The sequence below is a fragment of the Streptomyces sp. H27-C3 genome (assembly GCF_030063415.1).
In the GTDB taxonomy this organism is placed as follows: Bacteria; Actinomycetota; Actinomycetes; order Streptomycetales; family Streptomycetaceae; genus Streptomyces.
The window spans coordinates 1-23,945 of record NZ_JASITA010000011.1 but is presented as its reverse complement, the minus strand read 5'-3'; the positions used below and the strand labels follow the sequence as shown (position 1 = coordinate 23,945).

The following is a 23,945-nucleotide window of genomic DNA, read 5'->3' as shown; positions in this document are numbered from 1 at the left end:
GGTTCCTTTCACGGTCGTCCGACGGGGCGCGCACGTGTCTCGGTCATCCGATGGGGGGGCGGTCCTCCTGGGCCGGCGTCCGCCGCGACCCGCGCGGACCGCAGCCAGTAGCGGTCGGCGTACGGGAGTTCCGCCGTGGCGCCGTGGGCCCGGACTCGGGCGAGGAGCGTCTCGCGCAGTACGTCGGTACCGCCGAAGAGAGCCCGGGCCTGGCTCGCGTACAGCGCGGCACCGGCCAGCCAGGAGTCCAGGTCGGCGGCGGTGAGCGGCTCGCAGTCGGCGGTCATGCCGTCGTGGTCGCGGCGGCGCAGGGGGTAGGGAAAGTCCTCGTACCAGGCCGTGTCCGGCCGCCCCAGCCGCTCGACGGCTTCCCTGACGAGGACGTGGTCCACGTGCCGGCCCGCGGCGAGCGGTCCGTGCACCCGTGCCCCCGGCGGGCACCAGGGGCGCAGCGCGTCGCGTATCGCGCCGGACAGAACCGCGTCGTCGGGGTGGTGGTGGCCGCGGACCCGGGGCGCGGAGCTGTATCTGTAGCGGCCGTCCGAGGTGCGCAGGGCGGCGTCGGTGAAGCCCAGTGAGACGTGTGCGGCCCCCAGGGCGTCGAGCGCGGCCCGGTCCTCCCGGCGCCGGACGGCTGGTTCCGCGATCGAGCGCCAGCGGGCCGGGCCGTCCAGGCCGTCCGCGGTGCCGGAATCCCCGGCATCCGCCGCGTCCCCAAGGCGTTCCGCACCGGCGGCGGCCGGTGCGTCGAAGACGGTGACGACGGTGACAGGGGTGCCCCGCGAGGCCCAGCGGGCCAGCCGGCCCCCGAGGGACCAGACCGCGTCGTCGGGATGCGGGGAGACCACGACGTGCGTGCCGGAGCCGTCCGCCGCGTTCACGGTGTGCCCGCGGAACCGGACACCGGGTCGGCGGCCCCGACGGCCGCCACATAGCGCTCGGGTGTCCCGCTGGGGCCGAGCAGGGCGGCCAGCGCCCGGACCGACGCCCGGGGGTGCAGAGCCGAGAAGCGGTCCATGTTCAGGCTGTGCTGCTCCCACCGGTCGGGCCGGGCATGGCTGAGGTGGATGCCGTGGGCCTCCGGCACGAGATGACGCCGCAGGCCCGCGTCGTGCAGCCGGAGCCCGAATTCGAGATCCTCGCAACCCCACACGCGGTCGAAGCCCTCGTCGAAACCCCCCGTACGGAGCCAAGTGTCCTTGCTCACGGCGGAGTTCGCGCCCACCAGCCCCAGCCAGGGGGCGACGTCCGGCAGCGTACCCGCGGCCATCGACTCGATGGCACGCTCCAGCGCGTTGGCCATCGTGCGTCGCAGGGGGTCCCGGCCGGCGCCCGCCGCCGGCGCGGTGTGAAGTGCGGCCCCGGCCTCCTGGGCGGCGGACAGCGGCGCGCCGCGCAGCCGGGCGAGCAGCCGTGCCGCGGAGGGGAGTTCGCGCAGTCTGCCGTGGAGGAAGCGGCTGGGCCGCACGGCGTCGGCGTACGCGCGCAGGAAGCCGGGGCCCACCACCACGTCGGCGTCGAGGAAGACGACCCATGGCGCGTCGGCCGCCGCCGCACCGGTGTTGCGGGCCGCGGCACGGCCCCGTCCGGGCCCGGCCACACCGCGCACCGGCAGTAGTCGGCGTGCCTCCTCCAGTACGGAGGCCAGAGCCCGGGCGTCGTCGCCGCTGTCGTTGTCATCGACCACGACCACCTCGTGCGGCGGCGCGCCGGTCTGGACGGCGAGGCAGGCGAGAGCGAAGCGCAGCCGCTCGTGGTCGCCACGCGTAGGGACCACTACGGCCAGTGTCAAGGGGGCGGAAGGCGCGGGCGGAGACATCGAGAGTCGGCCTTTCCATCAGCAGGGCGAATCAGCGCTGCTCTTCGCATTTCCTCGACCGTTCCCGAAGGGAGGAATCGTGGGGGCGTTACCGGAAATGAGAGGGAACCAAACGAGGAAATTGACAGGTTGACGCCGGGGGTGCCTCGAATGGCTCGCCAGATGAGGCTCCACCACGGATGCGAAGGAAGTCAACAGTCGCTCCTAGATCATGTGCCGCAGACGATCTTGCGGACCGATCAAGGGCGGCGGAGGGGTACCGAATCATTCTGGCCATACCGGAGGGCCGCGAATTGATACCCCGGTGGAACGGAGTGCGGCGGCGAAAAGGGTTCCTGCGCAGGGAAGTTCTTACCGTGGGGGCGCGCATTCGGTCCACGGAGCCGCGATCGCGGTGCGGCATGGTTTTTGGTCATTCCAAAGATCCGACCCGGTCTTTCTGTGGAGGACGGAAGTGATTGGGTGTTACGGTCGCCCAGATCACCGGCGACCGACGTGCCACCACTCATCTGATGCAGGTGCTGTCCACAGTTGGAGGCGACTGATGCCACCTTCGCCGCATGCCCTCGTCATCGGTATAGACGGGGGGACTTTCGACGTCATCGATCCCCTGGCAGCCCGCGGACTGCTCCCCAACATCGACCGGCTGCTGCGCTCCTCCGCCAGCAGCAGAACGAGCTGTACCTGGCCGGCCCATACGGCCCCCGGGTGGAGCACCTTCGTCACGGCCGGACACCCCGGCAACCATGGCATCTACCAGTTCTACGACACCCAGGAGCCCGCCTACGGGGCGCGGCTCACCCGGGCCGGCGACCTTGGGCGCTCCAGTGCCTGGGACTGGCTGGTAGCCCAGGAGTACACGCTCGGGCTGATCAACATCCCGATGTCCCACCCTCCGGCGGACCTGCCGGGATACCAGATCTCCTGGCCCCTCGAACGGACCCTGCGGCACTGCCGTCCTGACTCCCTGCTGCGCGAACTGGCTGCGGCCAAGGCCCACTTCCAGTCCGATCTCGCCACCATGTTCCGCGGCGACATGGGCTATCTGGAACAGGCCGAGCGCAATGTCGAGGCCCGGGTCCGTTCCGTGCGCCACCTCATGCGCACCCGGCCCACCGATGTGGTCATGGTGGTGCTCACTGAGGCGGACCGGGTCGGACACCACTACTGGCACTACGAGGACACGACGCACCCCCGCCACGAGAAGGCGCCCGCCGGCTCCGGCTGGGACCGGGCCAACACCCGGGCCTACCAGGCCATCGACACCGCGGTCGGGGAGCTGCTGTCCCTGGTGGACGAGGACACGGTGGTGACGCTCGTCTCCGACCACGGCCTCGGGCAGGGCACGCACGCCCTGGCCGTACACCAGTTGCTGGAGGAAGCGGGCCTGCTCGCCACCGAGCCGGGCGACCAACCCGCCGACGGGCAGGCGAGTTGGTTCGCCGACGGCGGCCGGCGCGTCGACTTCCCCCGTACCGCGGTCTACATGCCGGTCCCCGGCAGCTACGGGCTCAACCTCAATCTCCGGGCCAGGCAGGCCCGGGGCAAGGTCGCCCCGCAGGACCGGGACCGGGTCACGGCGGAGGTGGTCGACCTGCTCGGCGGCCTCAAGGGACCCTCGGGCGACCCGGTGTTCCAGGCCGTGCTGCCGAGCGCGGAGGCCTATCCGGGGCCGCAGCGCGGCCGTGCCCCCGACCTGCTCATGGTGCCCGCGGACGAGTCCGTCCTGCCGGTCACCGACCTCACCGGCGACCTGTGGTCGCCCAGCGCGCAGACGGGTCTCCACCGGCACCAGGGGATCTGGGCGCAGCGCTCGCCCCGGGTCCGCCCCGGCCGTGCCCAGGGCACGGTGCCGCTCGTCGACACCCTGCCCACCCTGCTCATGGACCTGGGCGCCGCCTGGCCCTCGGATATCGACGGAAGCCCCCGTACGGAGATCTTCACCGAGGACCTCCCGGTCCCCGCCACCGACCCCCGGGTAACGGCCCGGACCGACGCGGCGCCCACGGCCGAGCCGGCCGGGGACACCGCCGACGAGGACGACTACACCATCAGCCGACTCCGTGAAATGGGATACCTCTGAGTCGCCGTGACACCGATGAAGGGATGACGATCATGGAGGAGACCGAGGGAACGAAGGCTCGGCTGCGCAAGGTGTTGGTGGACTCCCTCGAACTGTCCGTCGCACCGTCCGAAGTGCCCGACCGGGGGCTGGTGGAGGCGCTGGGGCTGGATTCCATCAACACTATCGAGTTCCTCATCTGGGTGGAGAGCGAGTTCGGCGTGGAGATCGCCGACGAGGACCTGTCGATCAAGCTGATCGATGACCTCGACCTTCTCGCCGACTATGTCGACAGCCGGATGAAGCCCGACGAGTCCCTGGCTGAACAGCCAAGTTGAGCACCGCGCGCCCGCCTCTGCCCGAGCCGGCCCCCGGGCCGCGTCCCGGGAGGCCCCGCGACTCCGAGCATGGGACCGGCGAGGCCGGAGCGGGCACCGTACCCCGAGGAGGGCTGATGATCGAAGACATCACCATCGGCCGGGCCACCGCCCGGAAGAAACCCGGCGAGTTCGAGCTGACCCTGGATCCCCGAGTCACCGATCCCTCGTCCTTCAAGGTCAGTTTCCTGATCCTGCTCGACGGCGACCTCGTGATGTCGCCGGAGCATCTCGGGGTGGCGTACATGACGAGCGTCCTGCGCGCCGCGGGCTTCACCGCCGAGATCCGCGAGGTGGAGCACGGCGACGCCTCCCACGCCGCCGCCGTCGACCATCTGCGTGCGTACCAGCCCGACCTGCTGTGCTTCACCCTGATGAGCCTCAACCTGACGAGCTGCATCAGTCTCTGCCAGCAGCTGCGCGAGGTCTTTCCCGACACCCCGATCGCCTGTGGCGGCCCGGCCGGTACGTTCGCCGGCCTCGACGTCCTGCGCAACAACCCCTACGCGGACATCGTCGCCGTCGGTGAGGGGGAGCCCACCATCCTCGACCTGGTCCAGCGGCTGTATCTGCAGGAGTCGCTCGCCGAGTGCCCGGGCGTCTGCTACCGGGACGCTGAGGGCAGGGTGCGGCAGAACCCGGCACGCCCCCTGATCCACGACCTGGAGGCACTGCCTTTCCCGGCCAGGGACCAGCTCAGTCAGCACGGCGACAAGCTGGAGTACGTACGCGTCAGCACCAGCCGGGGCTGCGTCGCCAACTGCACCTTCTGCTCGGCGCCCCACCTGAACAACCGGGTGCAGGCGGGCAAGGCGTGGCGCGGGCGCGGCCCGGAGCAGATCGTGGACGAGGTGGCGCAGATCGTCGAGCGGCACCAGTTCCGCACGTTCGACTTCGTCGACTCCACCTTCGAGGACCCCGACGGGGGACGCGTCGGCAAGAAGCGGGCCGGCGCGATAGCCCAGGGCATCCTCGACCGCGGACTCGACATCTACTACAACGTCTGCATGCGGGCAGAGAACTGGCACGACACCCCCGAGGACCACGCCCTGCTCACCCTGCTCACCGCCTCCGGTCTGGAGAAGGTGAACGTCGGCATCGAGTCCGGCACGGCCGAGGAGCTTCTGCTGTGGGAGAAGCGCGCCACGGTCGAGGACAACGTCACAATAATCCGGATGCTCCGCGAGCACGGCATCTATCTGGCGATGGGCTTCCTCCCCTTCCACCCGTACGCCACCGTGGACTCCCTCATCGCCAACGCGCAGTTTCTGCGCGACAATTCCGGACACAACCTGCGCCGGATGACCGAGCGGCTGGAGATCTATCCCGGTACGTCGATCGTGCGCCGCATGGAGGGCGAGGGCCTACTGGCGGAGACGTACCGCGAGAACCTGGACCCCTACGGCTACCAGTTCGCGGACGAACGGGTCGGCAAACTCGCCTGGCACTTCGCTCAGCTCTACAACAACCAGGACTACCACCAGCACGGGGTGATCACTGACCAGTCGGCCGTCTTCGAGTTCGAGACCTACAACGTGGTGCTGCAGACCTTCATCTCGCGGCTGCAACGCCGCTTCGGCTCGCTCTCGGGCGTCGACGAGGTGATGGACGGGTTCAAGAACACCGTCCACGAGTTGCGCCAGGAAATGGGCCAGTTCAACTACACGTTCTTCATGTCGAACCTCGAGTCCGTGATGAACGACGTCCTCGACACCGACAAACAGGCACGTCAGGTGGTGGAGGTCGAGGAGTACTTCCGCGACCGGCTCGACCGGTTGCGCTCGGAGCAGTTGCGGGTGGGTAAGCGCCTCTCCCGGCTGGGTGCCAGGGTGTCGGAGATCAGCTCTACCCTGCCGCCCGTCCTGCCGGGCGGTCTGCCCCGCAACTACACCGGGGAGGGCTCCGGTGCCACCTGGTGAACAACCGACCGCCGGGGACTGCCGGATCGCGGTGTGCAGCCTCAGCAGCAGAGAGCTGCTGGAGCCGCTCTCGGCGCTGCCGGGAGTGGCACTGGCCGGGACGCTGATGACGGCCAACCTCGGCATCGAGGAGCTGGTGCGCACCCTGGCGGGCCGGCCCACGATCCGGGTGCTGGTGGTCTGCGGCCGGGAATCGCCGCGCTTCCACGCCGGACAGAGCCTCATAGCACTCTTCCGGGAGGGCGTGGACGCCGACTGCCGGCGGATCCGCGGAGCCGCCGGATACCTCCCAGTGCTGCCCACGGTCTCCCTGGGGGACGTGGAGCAGGTGCGGTCACGGGTCGAGCTGGTGGACGCACTGGGCGAGTGCGACCCGCTGGTGCTGCGCGACCTGGTGGCGAAAGTGCAGCCGCGCGCCCGCCCCGACCCGGTCCTCCCCGAGCTGGCGTCCCCGCGGGGCCCGGTGGACGGCGCCGGGCCCGGGTTCCGACGGCTGAGGGCCGGCGGGAGACGGACCGGTATCAGCGGCGCGCTGGACGGGTTCGTGGTGATCAGCCTCGACCGCCGGGCCCGGCGCATCGTCCTGCGCCACTACGACAGTGATCTGACGCCCCGGCACGAGATGACCGGTGCCCGGGCCGAATCCATGCTGCTCGGTCTGCTGGATGCCGGGGTGATCACCGAGGCCTCGCACGCCGGTTACCTCGGCGGTGAACTGACCAAGGCCGAGACCGCCCTGCGTCTGGGGCTGACCTACGACCAGGACCTGCCACTGCGCGCACCGGGAGCCCCGGTGCGCTCGGTGCGTCCGGTCCGTGAACGAGAGGAGGCGCGAGCCATCAGCGAAGCGCCGAAGGAACTGCTGAGCCTGGCGGAGTTCCTGTCCGCCATCGTCGCGGGACTCGGAGCACAAGGCACGGAACTCGACCCTGACGTACCCCTGGGCATCCAGCTGTCCGTCGACTCCGCCCGCATGATCGAGCTGGCCATCGTGCTGGAGGAGGAACTGGGACTGGACCTGCCGTCCGACGTCGACCTGCGCCGCTCCAGCCCCCTGGAGCTGTACGGCGCGTTCGCCGGCTGAACCGCCGGACGCCAACCCGCCCCGCGCGGTGTGCGGGGCCTTCCGCCGAGGCCATCGCAGCCGTGCCGGGTCGCCGGATTCCGGTCACGGTCACGGTCACGCGGGCCAGACCCGCAGCTCCTCCTTGATGACACGTGCGGTGACGGCGGTGCTCCCGCCGGGACTCCAGGCATCCGGCTCCAGCAGCCGAACGGTGAACGCGTCCGGTGAGAGCCGCAGCCAGGAGGCCACGGCCCCGCCGGGATTCCCCGTGCCGGCCGGGGGAAGATCCTCGGTGAGCAGCACAGTGACCGGGCAGGGCAGTGGGGCGGCGTCCGTGTCCCCCGTGACACCGTCGATGAAGGGGCCGGGGCAGAGCAGGAGATGGGCCGGTGGAGGCCCGGTCCGCGCCGCGTGGATGGCGGCGGCCAGGACGGCCGCGCCGTCCCGTGTCCCGCCCGTCACCGCGAGCAGCGCCCAGGGCAGACCGGGAGCCTCATCGGCCCCGGCGGTGGACGGGTCGCCGGGGCCGGCCCGCGCCACGGCCAGCTCAGGCCCGAGCTCCCGGAGCAGCAGACCGCCGATGGCGCCCGCCGGATCCGCCACCACCAGCCGCAGCACCTGGCGCGGCCCGGGGGCCTGGAGGAACTGACGCGCGTCGAAGGCCGCCGTGCTCATGAGAGTCCGTCCGAAAGCCCGAGCGAGAAGTAGTTCTCGAAGCCCAGCAGCCGCCGCATCATGGGCCCGCTGCGCTCGGCGACCTCCGGCTTCAGCCCAGCGAAGAAGTTCTGCTGCTGGCGCACGAAGCCGCGGCAGTAGTAGTTGAGGATTCCGTGCCGTGGCCGGCCAGTGACGTTGGCCCCTGTCTGGTGCCACAACCTGCCGTCGAAGACCATGACGCTGCCGGCCGGCCCGCACACGGGGACCGTCTCCACGTCTCCCTCGCCCCGGTCGTAGTCCGGCTGGCGGTCCAGGAGATGACTGCCCGGCACCACCCGGGTGGCGCCGTTGTCCTCCGTGAAGTCGTCCAGCATCCACATGCTGTTGGCCACGAGTGCGTACGGGGGCCAGGGCGGCCGGGCGAACGTCTGGTCGGCGTGCACGTTCATCGAGGAGCCGCCGGGGCCCGCGATATTCGCGTGGGTGCTGGACAGCAGGAAATTGAAGCCCAGCACCTCCTCCATCAGTTCAAGTGTCGAAGGCTCCTGCACACAGCGCTCGAACTCCTCGCCCTTGTTCAGAAGGCTGAAGACCCGCTGGTTTCCACCGTCGTAGAGAAAGGCCGATCCGTCTTCTCGTTCCTGTTGCGCCACCTCCACAAGGCGAGCACCGAGCTGCTTGAACTCGTGTTTCGGCAGGGGACATTCGAGAATGCAGTAACCGAATTCCCGAAGGTTCTCCACGGCCTTGAGCTTGCTTCCCGTCACGGTCGCATACATATGGCGAATTTATCAGCGGAGGCTATGCGGCGGAAGGAGGAGAACCATCCGGAGAAGCAGTCGGAGAAGCGGTCAGGCAATCAGGATGTCGGCCAGCCGGTCCACCTGCGACAGGCGGGCCGCCGTCGGGTGGAATATCACCTCGTCGAAGCCCGCGTCGGCGAGCGCCTTCACCTGCTCGCTCACCTGCTCCGGCGTGCGCGGTGTTGTGGCCACGAAGGCGTCCGCCTCGTCCCCGAGCACGCCGAAATACTCCCGTACGAATCCCGAGGCCTCCTGCGCCACGTCCTCACCTAGCCAGAACCGGGACAGCGCGATCAGGCGGGGCCGACCCTCCCTGCCCGCGGCCGACCACGCCGCGCGCACCTTGGCGGCCGTGGGCGCGACCCGCTCGGGCGCCAGCCCCGGCGCGGTCCAGCCGGCCGCCCAACGCACGCTGCGCCGGACCGCGGCGGCACTGAGTCCGCCGACGAGCAGCGGCGGTACGGGGGCGGGCAGGCACTTAGGGTCGTGCTGCTCCCGCAGCCGCGCCAGCTCCGCCAACTGGCTGTCGAAGACCGCGCCTCGGGGGCCGAACTCCCGTTCCGCCGCGTCGAAGTCGTCGGAGCGCACCCCAGGACCGAGCCCGAGCAGGAGCCGGCCGCCGGACAGGGAGGACACCGTCGCCGCCTCCTTGGCGAGCACCGCCGCGGTGGTGAGGGGGGCGACCAGGATGTTGGTCGCCAGCCCTATCCGCGAGGTCACCGCCGCGGCCGCGGCCAGTACCGACAGCGGTTCGTGACCGGGGTACCGCAGGCGCTGGGTCGCGGCGACGGTGGAGAAGCCCCGCTGCTCGGCCCGGACGGCCCAGTCGGACTGGAGCCTCCCGGGGGCCCCGGGGATGGTGTTGGGGAACGCGATGCCGATCTTCATGGGCGGGCTCCGCAGCGAGGGAGTGGGGGAGCGGGAGCGGGGCAGCGCGGTCAGAACCCCAGCAGTCCGTAGGGGGTCGCGGTGACCCCCGCGGACCCGTTCGACGAGTCGGTGACGGACTGACGGCGGCGGTAGCCGTCGAGTTCGTTGGTCAGCCGCTCCCAGACGGCATCGTCAGGGACCGCACCGTCCGGCGGCAGTTCCAGGTCGACCAGCCGGTAGTCGTTCACCCACACCCGTTCGGCGTGCAGTGATTCCGCGATCGCCCGCGCGTGCCCGGGGTCGGCCGACCAGACCCCGGCACTCAGCCCGTACCGCGTCCCGTTGGCGATGCGGACGGCCTCCTCGTCGTCGTCGGCTCTGATGACCGAGAGGACGGGCCCGAAGATCTCCTCCTGGGCCACGGTGCTGTCGGGGGCGACCCCACTCAGCACGGTCGGCAGGAAGTAGGCACCCGGGTCCAGGCCCTCGGGCAACTCTCCGGCGTCCGGTGCCCTGCCCCCGCACACGAGCCGCGCCCCCTCCGACACGCCGAGCCGGACGAAATGCTGCGCCGTGCGGGCCTGGTTGCGCGAGACCAGCGGGCCGAGATCTGTCTCGGGGCTCAGCGGGTCGCCGACGCGCAGCCTCCCGGCCAGCTCCCGTACGCGCTCCACGAACTCGTCGTACACGTCGGTGTGCACCACGGCGCGTGAACCGGCCATGCACACCTGCCCGTTGTGCAGGAAGATGCTCCAGGCCACGCCGGTGGCCGCCAGGTCGAGGTCCGCGTCGTGGAGCACCACGTTCGGCGACTTGCCGCCCAGGTCCAGCCGGGGCGCCGCCCCGGCCCCCGAGGCGCCGAGACGGACGCTCTCGCCGACCGCGTCCGAGCCGGTGAACGCCACCAGGTCCACGCCCGGAGCCCGTACCAGGCTGTCCCCGGTCGTGCCGCCGGGTCCGGTGACGACGTTCACCACCCCCGGGGGCAGCCCGCACTCGTGCATCAGCCGGACCAGTTCCATCGCGGTGAGCGAGGTGAACGAAGCCGGCTTGATCACACAGGTGTTGCCCGCGGCGATGGCCGGCGCGATGCGCCAGGCGGAGAGCAGCAGCGGCAGGTTCCACGGGACGATCGCGGCCACCACGCCCAGCGGGTGCCAGCGCAGATAGTGCGGTGCCGCCGCCGCACCGGCCCCGGCCTGCCCCCGGGCCAGCCGCTCGGACAGCTGCTCGGCCCACCAGGCACTCCAGACGAACGCCGCGCGTGCCCCCGGCACGTCCGAGCCCAGAGCTTTGCGCAGGGTGGTGCCGTTGTCGCGGGCTTCCAGCTCGGCCAGCCGCCCGGACTCCTCGGCCAGCCGGTCGGCGACCCGCCGCAGCACCGCGGCCCGTTCCCGCGGCTCCATCCTGGGCCAGGGGCCTTCGTCGAACGCCCGGCGCGCCGCCGCAACAGCCTCTCGCACATCGGCCTCGCCGCAGCGCGGCACATCGGCCAGATGGCGCCGGGTGGCCGGTTCGAACGACCGGAAGGTCGCCCCGTCGGACGCCTGCGCCGGCCGGCCGTCCACGTACCTCGGGAAGTGCTCGCCCATTCGGGGTCCTCCTTGTCCAGCTCGGTCATGGTCGTCGGGGGCCCGGCTCACACCGTGCGGCAGCGGGCGGCCCTCGCCGGTCGGCCTGCGGGTCGTCCCGGAAGGCGTGCCCGGCCGCGGGCCCCCGGTCGAGCAACTGGTCGACGGACAAGGCGCGGACCTCGATCGGCCCCTCTCCCTCGTCCCGGGGCACCGCGACGGCCGCGAGGTAGGGCGCAGGCACGCAGGCCAGGTCCCGCACTCGCCACGCCCTGCCGTCAGGGCCCCGGGTGGTGACGGCGCCGGGCCGGTCGTCCGCCGCCGTGCACGCCCGGGTGCCCAGCCCCTGGACGAGGCGCCCGCCCCACGCCTTGACGCCTGCCTCCTTGCGTACCCACAGCCGGAAGAACAGCTCCGGGGCGGTGCGTTCGGTGCGGGCCGCCACCGCCGCTGCCTCATCGGCGGGGAAGTACCGCTGCGCGATCCGCGCGGCGGCGACCGGCCGCACCCGCTCCACATCCGTCCCCACCGGGCTGCCCCGCGTCACGGCCAGCAGGGTCAGACCCGCGGTGTGCGACAGGCTGAACGCCAGCCGGTCACCGGGTCCCTGGGCGACCAGCTCGGGTTTGCCCTCGGTCTGCAGCGCGAAGCGCAGGGCGGTCGGGGCGACCCCGGTGAGGGCGCCCAGGCACCGGGCGAGCACGGCGTGGCTGAGGGCGAAGGCGTCCCGGTCCGCGGCCGACCGCAGCTGGGCCATCCGCTCTCGGTCCTGAGCGGGCAGCAGTTCCCGCGCGACCGCCGTCACCCGGGCTGTGGCCCCGGTGGACACGCACCACAGGAGGACGCGGGCGCGCGAGGGGTTCATGCCGGTGCGCGCAGCCGGACGAGCAGCTCGGCGACACCGAGCGGCAACAGTTCGGAGGTGTGCACCACGTCCTCGGCCGCCACGGCGAGCCCGGCCGAGGGGTAGGCGGCGAGCAGCCGGCCGATCCCGGTGGAGAGCTGGACGCGGGCGAGGTCGGCCGCCGGGCACTGGTGCGGTCCGGCGCCGAAGGCGAGGGTGGGCACCTCTGCCCGGTCCACGACCAGTTCGTCGGGCCGGTCGACGACCCGGGGGTCACGGCAGGCCGCCGACACCAGCGGGAGCACCGGGCTGCCCGCCGGTACGGTGCGGCCGGAGAGCTCCACGTCGCGGGTGGCCAGGCGCAGCAGGCCGTCGTTGCTCGACGGGTAGAACCGCAGCAACTCCGCCACGGCGCCCGGAACCAGCTCGGGGCGCGCCACCAGCCGGTCCCTGGCCTCCGGCGCGGTAAGCACTCCGTACAGATGGCGGGCCAGCAGGTCCCGTATGCCGATGTAGCCGGAGATGACGAGTCCGTGGAGCAGCGTGATCCGCTGAGTGTCGGTGAGGGACCCGCCGCCGGCCTCCGGCTCGTCGAGACCGAGCAGCACGGTGACGACGTCGTCGGCCGGCTCCCGGCCGCGTTCCTTCAGCAGAGTGGTGAAGGCGTCGTGCAGCCGTGCCCGGCAGGCATCGGTCTCCGGGCCTTCCGCGCCCCCCGACATCAGCAGCGTCTCGACGTCACCGGTGATGTCACGCCACCGGGTGCCCTCGAAGCCCAGAAGCTCGGTGACGACGCGGCCCGCGAACGGTGCGGTGTAGGACCGCACCAGGTCCACCGGCTCCCGCTCGTAGGCGAGTTGGAGCAGCAATTCGTCGGCGATCGCCTCGATTCGCGGCCGCCAGCGAGCCACCCGGCCGGGGGAGAACGCCGAGACGACCGGGTTCCGCAGGACGGTGTGCCGCGGCGGGTCGACATCGACGATCCCGGTGCCCTGCCCCCGGCCGAAGCCGCTGCCGGGCAGGACCGCCGCCGCGTACCGGCTGAAAGCCGGATCGGTCAGCACGGTCCGTACGTCGCTGTCCCGGGTGACGAGGAACATCTCGCTGCCGTCGGCGAGCCGTACCCGGGACACGGGTTCCTCGGCGAGCAGCCGGCTGTACCGGGGTGGGACGGTGCCGCCGGGACCGGCCGGGTAGGGAAAGAGGTCGCTCTGTGCGGCGCTCATCCGGCTGCCCGGCGGGGATAGACGGTGGGCCGGCGCACGGACGGGGTCACCGGCTCGAACGGGAAGTCCTGGGCCAGTACCCGGTTGTCCAGCTGGTGTTCGACCACGATGGTGCCGGCGCCGTAGTCCTCGGCGATCTGTTCCACGTCCTCGGCGGTCACCAGGCCGGACGGCTGCCCCAGCAGGGTGGCGATGCCCTGGGCGGGGGCCAGGATCTCCAGGGCGAAGCCGCGCGCCAGGTGCTGGCGGCGGGTGTGCGAGGCCACGATCAGGAAGTCGTCGTCGTTGTCGAAGATGAAGTGGCACAGGGCGCGGGCCTGGAGGAAGCGGCGGGGGCGCTCGGTGTAGCGGCGGCTCGACACCAGGACAGGACCGGGCCCGGCGTTCCGGCTGCCGTACGCCACCAGCCCGCGGTCGATGTAGGGCGTCTGCTCCGTGTAGTACGTGAGCAGGGTGTCGGTCTCGAACCGCTCGGTGTCCGCCACTCCGGCCCAGGCGCGGACCCGGTGGGCGAGTTCGTAGCCCAGCTGCCAGGGGTTCTCCAGCCGGTCCGGGTCGTAGAAGGCCTGCCGGACGTCCGCACAGGCGTCCCGCAGTTCCGCGACCGCCGCGTCGACGGGACGGCCGGACGGCGCGGTTCCGGCGACCTCTCGAGCACGTTCGATCCACTGGAGCTGGTCGGTGATCCGCTCCGGGGCGACCGAGTTGAAGAAGTCGAGACCCATGACGTCGGGCAGTTCCCCGGCGGCCCGCACGATGGCCTCCGCATAGGGTGCGGACTCCGTGTACGGGTCGAGCCCGAGGCGGGCGGCGGAGCGGCAGAACTCGGCCTCCGCCTCGCCGGTCGCCCGGATCGCGGCCCACTCCTCCTGGAGTGGGGTGCCGCTGACATCGCGTTCGGTCAGTCGGCCGACGACCGCGTCGACGAAGCCCCGCAGTGATTCGGCGAGGGAGGCGGCGCCGACGACGGCGTTCCCCCGGGCGAGGAAGCGGGTGCCCCGGCGGGGGTCGGGGCCGCCGTCCGGCATCCACACGACCCGGGTCTGGGACCCCTCGGGCACGAACAGGACGTCCGGCCAGCGGAACCCGTCACAGGCCGCCCGCAGGACGTGTCGCCGCGACCGTACCCACCAGGAGCCACGGGCGTCACCGACACCGTTGCGATAGGCGAAGCGGAGCTGCGAGATCTGCGTGCCCGGCCGGGCATCGTCCAGCAACGACCACCAGTTGAAGGCGATCCACTCGGCGAGCGGGTACAGCGAGCCCGTCGTGTACGGCCTGACCGTGCCGGCCGCCGGGTCCTCCACCGTCGTCAGTGGCGGCAGCGACCCGATGGACATCTCCAGGTCGGCCCAGGTGGCGGCGAGCTCACCAGGCGCGGTGGTGGGCGGCTCCTGCCATTTCCAGCTGAGGGACAGGTTTGGAAGTGTGGTCACGCTATGCCCTCCGGCCATTCGCTCGGGTGCAGGGTGTAGCCGGTGTAGTGGCCGGGCGATTCCCCGGTCAGCCGGAACTCGTGGACCACGTCACCGGTCCGGTGCCAGGCGTACCGGGGGAAGCGATGGTCCCAGGGGTGCCCGAGGGGTCCTTCGGCCAGGGCCTCGCGCAGCAGGTCGGCCGGGTGGCGGTCGTCGGGTCCTTCCCAGGCGAGCGCGTCCGAGGTCGCGGGACGCCACTCGGTGAACCGTGCCGTGCCGGCCAGCTCCTCCCGGTTCGTCTCCGCGCCCGGCTCGGTCACGGTCCTGCGCTGTTCACGCCGTCGGTCGGGCGCTCGTACGTCGGGCACGGCAGACCTCCACAAGAAGAGAGAGTGCGGAAACGGAAGGGGAGTGAACGGATGGGAAGTGAGTGGAGTACGGCGCTGGTCGGCCGCTGTCAGGCGGGCGTTCCGAGCGGGCGCCCCTGCCATCTTTCGGGCACCTGACGTCCGTGCAGCCGGCTCAGGGTGACCGGGATGTCAATCGGGGAAGCCACGGCGTCGTCGGCGTGGCCCGGTGCGAAGCCCGGACCGAGCCCGGCCCAGAACGACTCCCGGCGGTGCCAGCCGCTCTGCCAGGTCCGGTGCACGTGGGAGGCCCATCGTGGATCGCCGAGGGGGAGGTACCGCCAGTCGGCCGGTTCCATGATCAGATCTGGGGCGCCGGCCGTGGCTGTGCCCGGGTACACCTCCTCGCGGGTGTGCACGGAGGAGAAGAAGGGCAGCCCCGTACGGGGGTTGAGGGTCTCCAGGAGCACCGAGCCGACCTCGGCGCGCACCCGCTCGTAGTCCTGGTCGCGGACCGTGCCGTTCTTGTAGCGGTCCCGGACGTTGATGTTCATCCCGTGCGTGCCCTGCACCGCCTCGAAGGCCGTCGTGCTCGCCCAGTCGATGCCGCCGTCCGGGGTCTTCGCCAGCAGGCCGGCCCGTTCGAGGTCGTCGTTGATGGAGCAGTAGTTGCGGAGCGGGCCGAAGCCGATCTCGGAGAAGGCCAGCACGTCGGTGTGGTCGTCGGCCAGCGCGAGGGCGTCCTGGATGACCTGGTCGCAGGTGCGGTACGCGGCGAACACCGCGCTCTCCTGCTCCTGTTCGGGCCCGTGTTCCAGCTCCTGCCAGTAAATGTGAGAGGTGCGGTCGATGCTGGTGAGGTTCACGATCACCACGTTCGACTCGGGGAGCAGCGCCAGGGCGGCCTTTCCGCGCTGGCGGTCCGCCTCGAGCAGCTGTGGCAGCAGCTGCTCACGCGGCTGGCCGGTCCAGAAGATCGAGACGTCGTGCACCGGACGGATGCCGTCCTTGGCCAGCCGGCGCTGCAGGTCGCGCGGGTGGCAGGCGTGCAGGGTCGCTTGCATCGGATAGCTGATCAGCGCGCCGTCCATCGGTTCGACGGGGTGCGTGCCGAACAGTCCGACGGAGGCGAAGCGGAGACCGGAGAAGGACCCCTGCTGCCACAGCAGCGGATGGCGGCGGTCACCGGAGCCGAGTACCTGCGGCGCGTATTCGGGGTCGTGACAGGTCCAGTAGGAGAAGAAGCCGTGGTCGGCGGCCCGTTGGCCGGTGAGGACACTCAACAGGCCCGGAGGTTCGTAAGGCGTGCCCTCCGCCGACAGCGCCCCGTGGGCGCCCTCGCGGCGGAGGCGGGCGTATCCCGGCAGGAGGCCCGCGGCACACCAGCGGTCCAGCAGCGCGGGCGCCGCGCCCTCCGTGATGATGACGATCGTCCGTTGCTGCTTTGTCACCCAGCACTCCCTCGTCCGGCTGTCCAGGGATCAGGCATGCCATGTACGGGATGTCGGTGGTGCGTAGCGTTTCGGGCAGTGCGGCAGGGGGCGTCCGCAGGACGCGGGGGCCACGCCGATAGCACGGTGCGACCGTACATGCTCACGCATTTGCCGTGTCCACTCCTGGATGATGATGACCGAAAGTGGTGCGGAAAACGGGAGTCGAGCGGCGATCGCCGGGCGGAGCGGCCCCGCTCCGCCGCCCCTCGTTTCGGCCTACTTGCCGGTCGTCGGGCCGCCGGACCCCGGCCGGCGGACGCGGACTGCCGACCGCTGGTGATGGCATTTCAGACAACTGCAAGTGCGGGGGTCACCTGTTCTTGACAGTGTGCGACACCGGTTGATTAGAGTTGCGCACCGCTCCGGTTTCCTGAACTCCCCCACCTCAGAAGCCCCTCACGACGTTCGTCGCCGTTCTCCGAGCGCTCTCCCCACCCGTTCACGTTCCCCCTCGCCCACTGGTGAGCAGGGCACACAGGCCACGCGGGACGGGGGCCCACGGCTGCTTCTCCTCCATCGGGCTCGGGCTCTGGCACGTCTCGATCGATGTCCACCAGTGGAATCGATGTCCATCAAGGGAAAGGACACGATATGACCGTGCTGGGCCTCGGCGGATCGGGGCACGACTGGGCGTCGTGCGCCACCGACGGCAACCGTCTCGTCGCGGTCGACGAGGAACGCCTGATGCGCAGCAAATACGGGCTGGGTACCGACTTGTTGGCCGGCGTCAGCCGTCGGGCATGCCTGGAACAGCTGGGCACCACCGCGGCCGACGTGGAGCATGTGGTCGCCTGCGAGCTGGTGCCGCGCCCCTTCTACCACTCGTTCCGCCACCGGGTGCGGGTGATCAACCACCATCTGGCCCACGCCTACAGCGCGTTCGGCGCCTCGGGCATGTCCCGGGCCGCCGTGCTGGTCTGCGACAACTCCGGCAGCCTCACCACCGGCGACAAGGCGGGATCCGCGAGCCGCGAGGCCGAGACCATCAGTTCGTACGTGGCCGACGAGCACGGCATCCGGCTGGTCGACCGCGTCAGCGGGACCCACCTCGTGGACGCCGAGTCGGAGAGCGACTACTACCAGCCCGGCGAGACCGACAACTCGCTCGGCCACTTCTACCGTTCCGCGAGCATCGCCATCGGCCTCGCCTACACGGGACCCAAGACCCACTTCCCCGTCAGCGAGGACGGCAAGACCATGGGGCTCGCCCCCTACGGCGACGAGCGCTTCGTCGACGACCTGTCGGAACTGGTCACCCTGCTGCCCGGAGGCGGCGTCAGCATCTCCGCGAGCAAGACCAGTCACGTTCTCTCCCGGCTCGCCAAGGGCGCCGACTTCGACACGAGGGCGGCGATCGCCCGAGCCGCCCAGGAGGTGCTGGAGCGCTCCCTGGTGCACTGTGCCCAGGCTTTGCACGAGCGGACGGGGCTGACCGACTTGTGCCTCGCCGGGGGAGTCGGCCTCAACAGCGTCGCCAACGGCCGCATCCTTCAGGAGACGCCCTTCGAGCGGATCTTCGTGGTACCCGCAGCCGGCGACAACGGCATCAGCCTCGGCTGCGCCTACTACGGGCTGCACGAACTCCAGGGCGTGCCGATGGACCGGCTGCCGGTCCTGCGCGACGCCTATCTGGGGCCCGAGTACCCGCGCTCCCGCGCCGAGCGGGCCGTCGTCGACTCCGGGCTGCCCGCACGCACCCCCGACGACCTGCCGGGCGAGGTCGCCTCGCTGCTGGCGGACGGCAAGGTCGTCGGATGGTGGGACGGCCGCAGCGAGTTCGGACCGCGCGCGCTCGGCCACCGCAGCATCTTCGCCGCCCCGTTCCCGGCCTCCGTGCGCGACCACCTCAACGACAACGTCAAGTTCCGCGAGTGGTTCCGGCCGTACGCCCCCGTCATCCGGGCCGAGCGCAGCGCCGAGTTCTTCGACCTCGGCCAGCTGTCCCCGTACATGCTGATCGTCACCAAGGTGACCCGGCCCGACGCCATTCCTTCCGCCACCCACGTGGACGGCACGGCCCGGCACCAGACGCTGGAGGAATACCAGAACCCCGCAGTGTACCGCCTGCTGGGCGAGTTCGAGCGGATCACCGGTTGCCCGGTGATTCTCAACACCTCCTTCAACGTGGCGGGTCAGCCCATCGTGGAGACCCCGGAAGAGGCGGTGTCGGCCTTCACGTCCATGAACCTCGACCACCTCGTGGTCGGCGACCAACTGGTGAGCAAGGGCTGAGCGGAGAGGCTGCGCGCATGTCCGTACTGGTCGTCGGCGGAGGGCCGACGGGGCTGGCGGCCGCGCTGTTCCTGGCCCGCGCCGGTGTCGCGGTCGTGCTCCTGGACCGCAGGGTCGGCACGTCCTCGCTGCCCCGCGCCACCCACGTCACCCGGCGGACCATGGAGCTGCTGCGTGAGGCCGGCCTGGAGGATGCGGTCGCCGCGGTCGGTTTCGAGGTCGTCGCGGGCGACGACCCGCGGGTCGACACCGAGCCCGACCGCGTCCTGCCCCGCTCGGTGGTCGGTGTCCGCTCACTCGCCGAACTCGACGGCGCCGAGGTCCTGGAGACCGGGGAGGAGGAGCTCGCGGTACCCGGCCCGTGCCCGCCCTACTGGTGCGGACAGGACCGGATGGAGCCGCTGCTGCGCGACGCCGCCGTGCGGGCGGGCGCGGACGTCCGGTTCGGCCACGAACTGACCGATCTGACGGTACGTGAGGACGGCGTGCTGGCCCAGGTCCACCGCCCGGACGGGGGGACGGACACCCTCACCGCCCGCTACCTGGTCGCCGCCGACGGCGCGCACGGCTGGATCCCGGAGCGGGTCGGCATCGCCAGGGCGGGCCTGGGCACGGTCGCGTCCCGGACCAGCGTCCACTTCCGGGCGGACCTCACCCGGTTGGTAAAGGGCCGCCGGTTCTTCATGAGCATGATCGAGAACCCGGGTTTCTCCGGGGCGGTGATGCAGCTCAACGGGGAACACGCCTGGGCGGCGGCCGTGGAGAGCCAGGCCGTCGGCGCCGGCGACGGCACTCCCGACCCGGACCGCTGCCTGGATCTCGTACGCGCCGCGATCGGGGATCCGGGAGTGGCCGTCGAACTGTCCGGGACCCTGCGTTGGCAGGCCCGGCACCGGATCGCCGAACGCTACGGCCGGGGGCCCGTCTTCCTCGTGGGGGACGCCGCCCACCTACACCCGCCGGCCGGCGGCTACGGCTCCAACATGGGGATGCAGGACGCGCACAACCTGGCCTGGAAGATCGCGGCCGTCCTGGGCGGCTGGGCCGGCCCCGGGCTCCTCGACACGTACGACACGGAACGGCGACCGGTCGGGTTCGCCACCGCCCAGCAGACCCTCCTGCTCGACGGCGTGCCGTCCGAACGGCTCGGTGGCGTCACCCTGTGCGACCCCCGCATCATCATCACGGGGTACTGCTACCACTCGTCGGCCGTCCCCGGTTCCGCGGTCAAACCTGACGGAGCCTTTCCCGCCACATTCGACCTGTCAGGCGCCCCCGGCACCCGGCTGCCGCACCTGCCGGTACGGCTTGTGCACGGCGCCCGGACGTCGTTGAGCTCTACCCTCGACCTGTGCGGGCCGACCCCGGAAGGCCCCCACCTCACCCTGCTCGCCACCGACGACCGGTGGAGGCACACGGCGGCGGATGTCGCCAGGGAGCTCGCGGTCCCGGTCACCGCCCATACCGTCGTGGCCGACCGGGAGGCGTGGCCCACGACGTTCGCCCGGTCCTGCGGCACGGGGCGGGGCGGCGCCCTGCTGGTGCGGCCGGACGGCTTCGTGGCCTGGCGCTCGGAGTCCGCGGCGGCTCCCCGCGGCGTGCTGCGCCACCAGCGGCTGGCCTCGGCGGTACGCGGCATTGTCGCCCCGCTCCCGGACCGCCCCGGGACCCACCACTGACCCTTCGGAGTGGTCGATGACATCCCACCGCCCTTTCTGCACCTGCTGGCCCGGCGCCACCGTATGGCTCACCGGGCTGCCGGGCGCGGGCAAGACGACCATCGCCAGAGGGCTGGCCCGCCGCCTGGAGGCGGCGGGCCGACGCGTGCACGTCCTCGACGGGGACGAGGTGCGCGTCCTGCTCGGCGTGGACCCCGGACCCAGCCGCGAGCAGCGCATCGCCGACGTCCAGCGCGTCGGTCTGATCGCCGAGGTGCTGGCCCGCAACGGCGTCCTCGCCCTGGTACCGGTGATCGCCACCGACGCCCGGGCCACGGCGGCCGTCCGCGAGCGGCACGGGCAGTCGGCCACCACTTGTCTGGAGGTTCACGTCTCCACCGGGCTCACCGGTGCTGACGACCCGTACGAGGCGCCCGCCCGACTCGACCTCACCCTCCCGGCGCACCGGCAGAGCGCCGAGGAGTCGGTGACGGCGCTGCTGAACCTGCTCAAGGAGCGCGAGCTCGCATGAGCGGCACCGTCCGTCCCGCGGACACGGGCCAGCACGCGCCCACTGGCTCATTCCGGCCGGTCGGTCCCGGCGTCTTCAGTACTCTCGCGCCGAGACGCAGAAATCATCGGTCCACTCCACCGGACCAGGTGGGGACAGGGCGAGGAACACACGACAGCACCACGGAACAGAAGGGCGACAAGTGAGCGAGCACAGGAGCAGGTCGGACAAGGCGGCCCTGCCCCCCGAAGAGGTCCGCAAACTCGCCGACAGCGTGACTGGTCCCGTCTTCCTGCCGGATGAGCCCGGGTACACCGAGCACGTGGACGGCTTCGACCGTGCCGTCGAGCATCACCCGGCTCTGGTTGTTGCCGTAGCGAACGCCGAGGACGTGGTGACAGCGGTCCGCTTCGCCCGTGACCACGGGCTGGCGGTCGCGGTCCAGGCCACCGGCCACGGAGTGGCGCTGCCCGCGGACGGGAACTCCCTGTTCCTCGCCACCCGCGGGATGGACGGGTGCCAGGTGGACCCCGAGCGGCGTGTAGCGCGGCTGGAGGCCGGGGTGCTGTGGCAGGACGTCATCCCGGTCGCGGCGCGGTACGGTCTCGCGCCGCTCAACGGATCGGCGCCGTTCGTCGGCGCCGTCTCCTACACGCTGGGCGGCGGTATCGGCGTCCTGTCGCGGCGCCACGGGTACGCCGCGGACCACGTACACCGCATCGAGGTCGTCACCGCAGACGGTGAACTGCGTGTCGCCACCCAGGAGGAGAACTCCGATCTCTTCTGGGCGCTGCGTGGCGGCAAGGGCAACTTCGGTGTGGTGACCGCGATCGAGGTCGGTCTGGTCGAGGTGACCCGGCTCTACGGCGGAGGGCTCTTCTTCCCGGCCGAGTCGGCCCGTGAGGTGCTGCACTTCTACAGCGAGTGGGCCGCGGAGATGCCGGAGGAGATGAGCTCTTCGTTCTTCATGCTGAACTGGCCCGACGTCGACGGTGTGCCAGAGGAGCTGCGCGGGCGTTTCGCTCTGCACCTGCGGCTGTGCTACCTCGGGTCGCCGGAGGCCGGCGAGCGGCTCGTCAAGCCGCTGCGGGACCTCACGCCCACACTGCTCGACACGGTCGCCGACATGCCGTACACCGAGGTCGGCACCATCCACAACGACCCGCCCACGCCAGGCCGTTACCACATCAACACCTTCCAGATCACCCGGCTCGACCACGATGTGGTCGACGCCGTCCTCGCCCAGGTCGGGCCCGGCGCGCAGAGCGCGGTCGCCCTGGAGATCCGCCAGCTCGGCGGAGCGCTCGCCCGGCCGCCGAAGGTGCCCAACGCGGTCGCCCATGTCGAGGCGCCCTTCCAAGTGTATTCCGCCGGAGTGCTGGGCATCGGTGAGGACGATGCCGTGCTGGCGGACCAGGACCGGGTCGTGGAGATCTTCGAGCGGTGGAGCAGTGGCACCCGGATGCTCAACTTCATGGCGGGCATCGCCCACACCGACGCCGCCTATGTGAGCGAGGCGTACACGCCGGAGGCGTACGCCAGGCTCGTCGCCCTGAAGACCACCTGGGACCCGGGCAACATGTTCCGCATCAACCACAACATCCCGCCGGTTTCCACAGAGGTGTAGCTCCCTCCCGGCCGGGGCGGTTCCCGGCGCACCCGGTAACCGCCCCGCCCTCGGGCACGCTCCTCCCGTACTCACCAGCCGACCCAGCCAGCCGAGCGATTACGGAGACACAGATGACCGAGCATGTCGGCACAGCGGACAAGGGTGCCAACAAGGAAATGGTGGAGCTGCTCCAGGGAGCGTGGCGGGCCCGCGCCATCCATGTCGCCTCCGAGTTGGGCATACCCGACCTGCTGACCCGGGGTGAGCACACGGTGGCCGAACTGGCCGAGCTCACCGGCACGCACGCCGAGACACTCGGCCGTCTATTGCGTGCGTTGTCCACCTTCGGAGTGTTCCAGCGGCAAGCGGACGGTCACACCTACTCCCAGTCGCCGCTCTCCGCCGTGCTCGTCACCGAGCCCGGCAACGCCGAGTCCACCGACGCGCGGTTCATGGCGGCGAACTGGCACTGGGCCGCATGGGGCGACCTCCTCCACTCGGTGCGGACCGGTGAGTCCTCCTTCGAAGTCGCCAACAGCGGGGTGTCGTTCTGGGAACTGACCAAGAACGACGCGGACGCCAAACAGCGGTTCAACGCGGCGATGAACGCCGTGTCGCAGGAGGAGAGCGCCGGGGTCGCCAGGGCGTACGACTTCTCGGGGATCCGGACCGTGGTCGATGTCGCCGGGGGACTCGGCAGCCTCCTGGCCGCAGTCCTCACCACGCACACCGAGGTGTACGGCACGATCCTCGAACGACCCGAGGTCGTGCCGCTCGCCGAGGCACGCCTGGCGAAGGCAGACCTGGCCGGGCGGTACGAGGTCGTCCCCGGGGACTTCTTCGAGGGGGTGCCGGCCGGGGCGGACCTCTACAGCATCAAGCGTGCCCTCCACGACTGGGACGATGACACGATCGTGCGCATCCTGGAGCAGATCAAGGAGGCGATGCGGCCGGATTCTGTCCTGCTGGTCATCGAGGGTGTGGTGGACGAGGAGTCCGACCTGGAGGCCCTGTTCCGCGGTCTGCTGTTGACCGTGCTGGTGGGCGGCCAGGACCGGCCGGAGTCGGACTACCAGACACTGGCCGAACGGGCGGGCCTGCGCGTGGTGCGCACCATCCCGGTCAGTGACGACCTGCGCATCCTGGAGGCCCGGCGCGCCTGAAGTTCCCCCCGCGAGCTGAACAGCGGGTGCTTACGCTGCCGGGCGAGGTCCTGCCTGAGCAGGGATCTCGTTTCGAGCGGGGTGACGTACCCGTAGTCGGGGTGTCGACGGAGCCGACTGCGGTTGTACTCGACTTCGATGTAGCGGAAGACGTCGGCCCGGGCAGTCTCACGGGCGCTGTCACGTTGGCTGACGGGGGTGGGATGATCTTGGGGTTGGTCATGCTGGGAGGGGATCGCTCGTGTCGACTACGCCGCCGTCGTACAAAGGGCACCGGTACCGGTGGAGGCCATCTCGCAC

20 protein-coding genes are annotated in these 23,945 nt (G+C 71.1%); 9 read left to right on the top strand and 11 right to left on the bottom strand.

Going from position 1 to position 23,945, the window contains the following annotated elements; all coding sequences use genetic code 11:
* Positions 1-8 precede the first annotated feature (8 nt).
* Together QMK30_RS12950 and QMK30_RS12945 are read right to left on the bottom strand one after the other, a co-directional pair.
* Positions 9-881, bottom strand: coding sequence for a PIG-L deacetylase family protein (locus QMK30_RS12950; RefSeq protein ID WP_283517794.1), 873 nt, complete (start codon positions 879-881; stop codon positions 9-11).
* On the bottom strand, positions 878-1,777 hold the full coding sequence (locus QMK30_RS12945; protein WP_283517793.1) for a glycosyltransferase family 2 protein: 900 nt from the start codon (positions 1,775-1,777) through the stop codon (positions 878-880). The genes QMK30_RS12950 and QMK30_RS12945 overlap by 4 nt, the downstream gene beginning before the upstream one ends.
* A 586-nt stretch (positions 1,778-2,363) precedes the next feature.
* Here QMK30_RS12945 and QMK30_RS12940 point away from each other — a divergent pair.
* From QMK30_RS12940 to QMK30_RS12925, 4 genes are all read left to right on the top strand, one after another.
* Positions 2,364-3,902, top strand: coding sequence for an alkaline phosphatase family protein (locus QMK30_RS12940; RefSeq protein WP_283517792.1), 1,539 nt, complete (start codon positions 2,364-2,366; stop codon positions 3,900-3,902).
* A 23-nt stretch (positions 3,903-3,925) separates the two neighbouring features.
* Positions 3,926-4,219 carry a phosphopantetheine-binding protein gene (locus QMK30_RS12935; protein WP_283517791.1) on the top strand — a complete coding sequence of 98 codons (294 nt, stop codon included), beginning with the start codon at positions 3,926-3,928 and terminating at the stop codon, positions 4,217-4,219.
* A gap of 116 nt (positions 4,220-4,335) precedes the next feature.
* Positions 4,336-6,177, top strand: a complete 1,842-nt coding sequence (locus QMK30_RS12930; RefSeq protein WP_283517790.1) for a B12-binding domain-containing radical SAM protein — start codon at positions 4,336-4,338, stop codon at positions 6,175-6,177.
* A complete protein-coding gene (locus QMK30_RS12925; protein ID WP_283517789.1) occupies positions 6,164-7,261 on the top strand; it encodes a DUF4346 domain-containing protein in 1,098 nt (365 codons plus the stop codon). Before QMK30_RS12930 ends, QMK30_RS12925 begins: the two co-directional genes overlap by 14 nt.
* A gap of 96 nt (positions 7,262-7,357) precedes the next feature.
* Here the strand turns inward: QMK30_RS12925 and QMK30_RS12920 are convergent, their stop codons facing one another.
* The 9 genes from QMK30_RS12920 to QMK30_RS12880 form a co-directional block, all read right to left on the bottom strand.
* The gene (locus tag QMK30_RS12920; protein ID WP_283517787.1) at positions 7,358-7,918 is read right to left on the bottom strand and encodes a hypothetical protein; all 561 of its coding nucleotides are present in this window, start codon (positions 7,916-7,918) and stop codon (positions 7,358-7,360) included.
* Positions 7,915-8,667, bottom strand: coding sequence for a phytanoyl-CoA dioxygenase family protein (locus QMK30_RS12915; protein WP_283517785.1), 753 nt, complete (start codon positions 8,665-8,667; stop codon positions 7,915-7,917). The genes QMK30_RS12920 and QMK30_RS12915 overlap by 4 nt, the downstream gene beginning before the upstream one ends.
* Positions 8,668-8,751: 84 nt before the next feature.
* Positions 8,752-9,591 (bottom strand): LLM class flavin-dependent oxidoreductase, encoded by an 840-nt coding sequence (locus tag QMK30_RS12910; protein WP_283517784.1) that lies wholly within the window; start codon positions 9,589-9,591, stop codon positions 8,752-8,754.
* Between the two features lie 50 nt (positions 9,592-9,641).
* Positions 9,642-11,165 carry an aldehyde dehydrogenase family protein gene (locus tag QMK30_RS12905; protein WP_283517782.1) on the bottom strand — a complete coding sequence of 508 codons (1,524 nt, stop codon included), beginning with the start codon at positions 11,163-11,165 and terminating at the stop codon, positions 9,642-9,644.
* Positions 11,166-11,190: 25 nt separating this feature from the next.
* A complete protein-coding gene (locus QMK30_RS12900; RefSeq protein ID WP_283517781.1) occupies positions 11,191-12,009 on the bottom strand; it encodes a 4'-phosphopantetheinyl transferase family protein in 819 nt (272 codons plus the stop codon).
* Positions 12,006-13,214 (bottom strand): cytochrome P450, encoded by a 1,209-nt coding sequence (locus tag QMK30_RS12895; RefSeq protein WP_283517780.1) that lies wholly within the window; start codon positions 13,212-13,214, stop codon positions 12,006-12,008. Before QMK30_RS12895 ends, QMK30_RS12900 begins: the two co-directional genes overlap by 4 nt.
* Positions 13,211-14,650 carry a M78 family metallopeptidase domain-containing protein gene (locus QMK30_RS12890; protein WP_283517778.1) on the bottom strand — a complete coding sequence of 480 codons (1,440 nt, stop codon included), beginning with the start codon at positions 14,648-14,650 and terminating at the stop codon, positions 13,211-13,213. The genes QMK30_RS12895 and QMK30_RS12890 overlap by 4 nt, the downstream gene beginning before the upstream one ends.
* Positions 14,647-15,000, bottom strand: coding sequence for a hypothetical protein (locus QMK30_RS12885; protein WP_283517777.1), 354 nt, complete (start codon positions 14,998-15,000; stop codon positions 14,647-14,649). The genes QMK30_RS12890 and QMK30_RS12885 overlap by 4 nt, the downstream gene beginning before the upstream one ends.
* Before the next feature lie 89 nt (positions 15,001-15,089).
* On the bottom strand, positions 15,090-16,430 hold the full coding sequence (locus QMK30_RS12880; protein ID WP_283517775.1) for an alkaline phosphatase family protein: 1,341 nt from the start codon (positions 16,428-16,430) through the stop codon (positions 15,090-15,092).
* A 633-nt stretch (positions 16,431-17,063) separates the two neighbouring features.
* Between QMK30_RS12880 and QMK30_RS12875 the strand changes: the two genes are divergently transcribed.
* From QMK30_RS12875 to QMK30_RS12855, 5 genes are all read left to right on the top strand, one after another.
* Entirely contained in the window at positions 17,064-18,704 is a 1,641-nt protein-coding gene (locus tag QMK30_RS12875) for a carbamoyltransferase family protein (RefSeq protein WP_283517774.1), read from the top strand.
* A gap of 17 nt (positions 18,705-18,721) precedes the next feature.
* Positions 18,722-20,383 carry an FAD-dependent oxidoreductase gene (locus QMK30_RS12870; RefSeq protein WP_283517773.1) on the top strand — a complete coding sequence of 554 codons (1,662 nt, stop codon included), beginning with the start codon at positions 18,722-18,724 and terminating at the stop codon, positions 20,381-20,383.
* A gap of 16 nt (positions 20,384-20,399) precedes the next feature.
* Complete coding sequence (locus QMK30_RS12865; RefSeq protein ID WP_283517771.1) at positions 20,400-20,894, top strand: adenylyl-sulfate kinase; 495 nt, start codon at positions 20,400-20,402, stop codon at positions 20,892-20,894.
* Between the two features lie 181 nt (positions 20,895-21,075).
* The gene (locus tag QMK30_RS12860; protein WP_283517770.1) at positions 21,076-22,500 is read left to right on the top strand and encodes an FAD-binding oxidoreductase; all 1,425 of its coding nucleotides are present in this window, start codon (positions 21,076-21,078) and stop codon (positions 22,498-22,500) included.
* Between the two features lie 113 nt (positions 22,501-22,613).
* Complete coding sequence (locus QMK30_RS12855; protein ID WP_283517769.1) at positions 22,614-23,645, top strand: methyltransferase; 1,032 nt, start codon at positions 22,614-22,616, stop codon at positions 23,643-23,645.
* Positions 23,646-23,945 lie beyond the last annotated feature (300 nt).

Bases quoted from the DNA above. Each gene is read 5' to 3' on its own strand.
- QMK30_RS12895 (WP_283517780.1), bottom strand. From the start codon at position 13,214: ATGAGCGCCGCACAGAGCGACCTCTTTCCCTACCCGGCCGGTCCCGGC.
- QMK30_RS12855 (WP_283517769.1), top strand. From the start codon at position 22,614: ATGACCGAGCATGTCGGCACAGCGGACAAGGGTGCCAACAAGGAAATG.
- QMK30_RS12870 (WP_283517773.1), top strand. From the start codon at position 18,722: ATGTCCGTACTGGTCGTCGGCGGAGGGCCGACGGGGCTGGCGGCCGCG.
- QMK30_RS12920 (WP_283517787.1), bottom strand. From the start codon at position 7,918: ATGAGCACGGCGGCCTTCGACGCGCGTCAGTTCCTCCAGGCCCCCGGG.
- QMK30_RS12930 (WP_283517790.1), top strand. From the start codon at position 4,336: ATGATCGAAGACATCACCATCGGCCGGGCCACCGCCCGGAAGAAACCC.
- QMK30_RS12875 (WP_283517774.1), top strand. From the start codon at position 17,064: ATGACCGTGCTGGGCCTCGGCGGATCGGGGCACGACTGGGCGTCGTGC.
- QMK30_RS12865 (WP_283517771.1), top strand. From the start codon at position 20,400: ATGACATCCCACCGCCCTTTCTGCACCTGCTGGCCCGGCGCCACCGTA.
- QMK30_RS12910 (WP_283517784.1), bottom strand. From the start codon at position 9,591: ATGAAGATCGGCATCGCGTTCCCCAACACCATCCCCGGGGCCCCCGGG.
- QMK30_RS12905 (WP_283517782.1), bottom strand. From the start codon at position 11,165: ATGGGCGAGCACTTCCCGAGGTACGTGGACGGCCGGCCGGCGCAGGCG.
- QMK30_RS12900 (WP_283517781.1), bottom strand. From the start codon at position 12,009: ATGAACCCCTCGCGCGCCCGCGTCCTCCTGTGGTGCGTGTCCACCGGG.
- QMK30_RS12935 (WP_283517791.1), top strand. From the start codon at position 3,926: ATGACGATCATGGAGGAGACCGAGGGAACGAAGGCTCGGCTGCGCAAG.
- QMK30_RS12940 (WP_283517792.1), top strand. From the start codon at position 2,364: ATGCCACCTTCGCCGCATGCCCTCGTCATCGGTATAGACGGGGGGACT.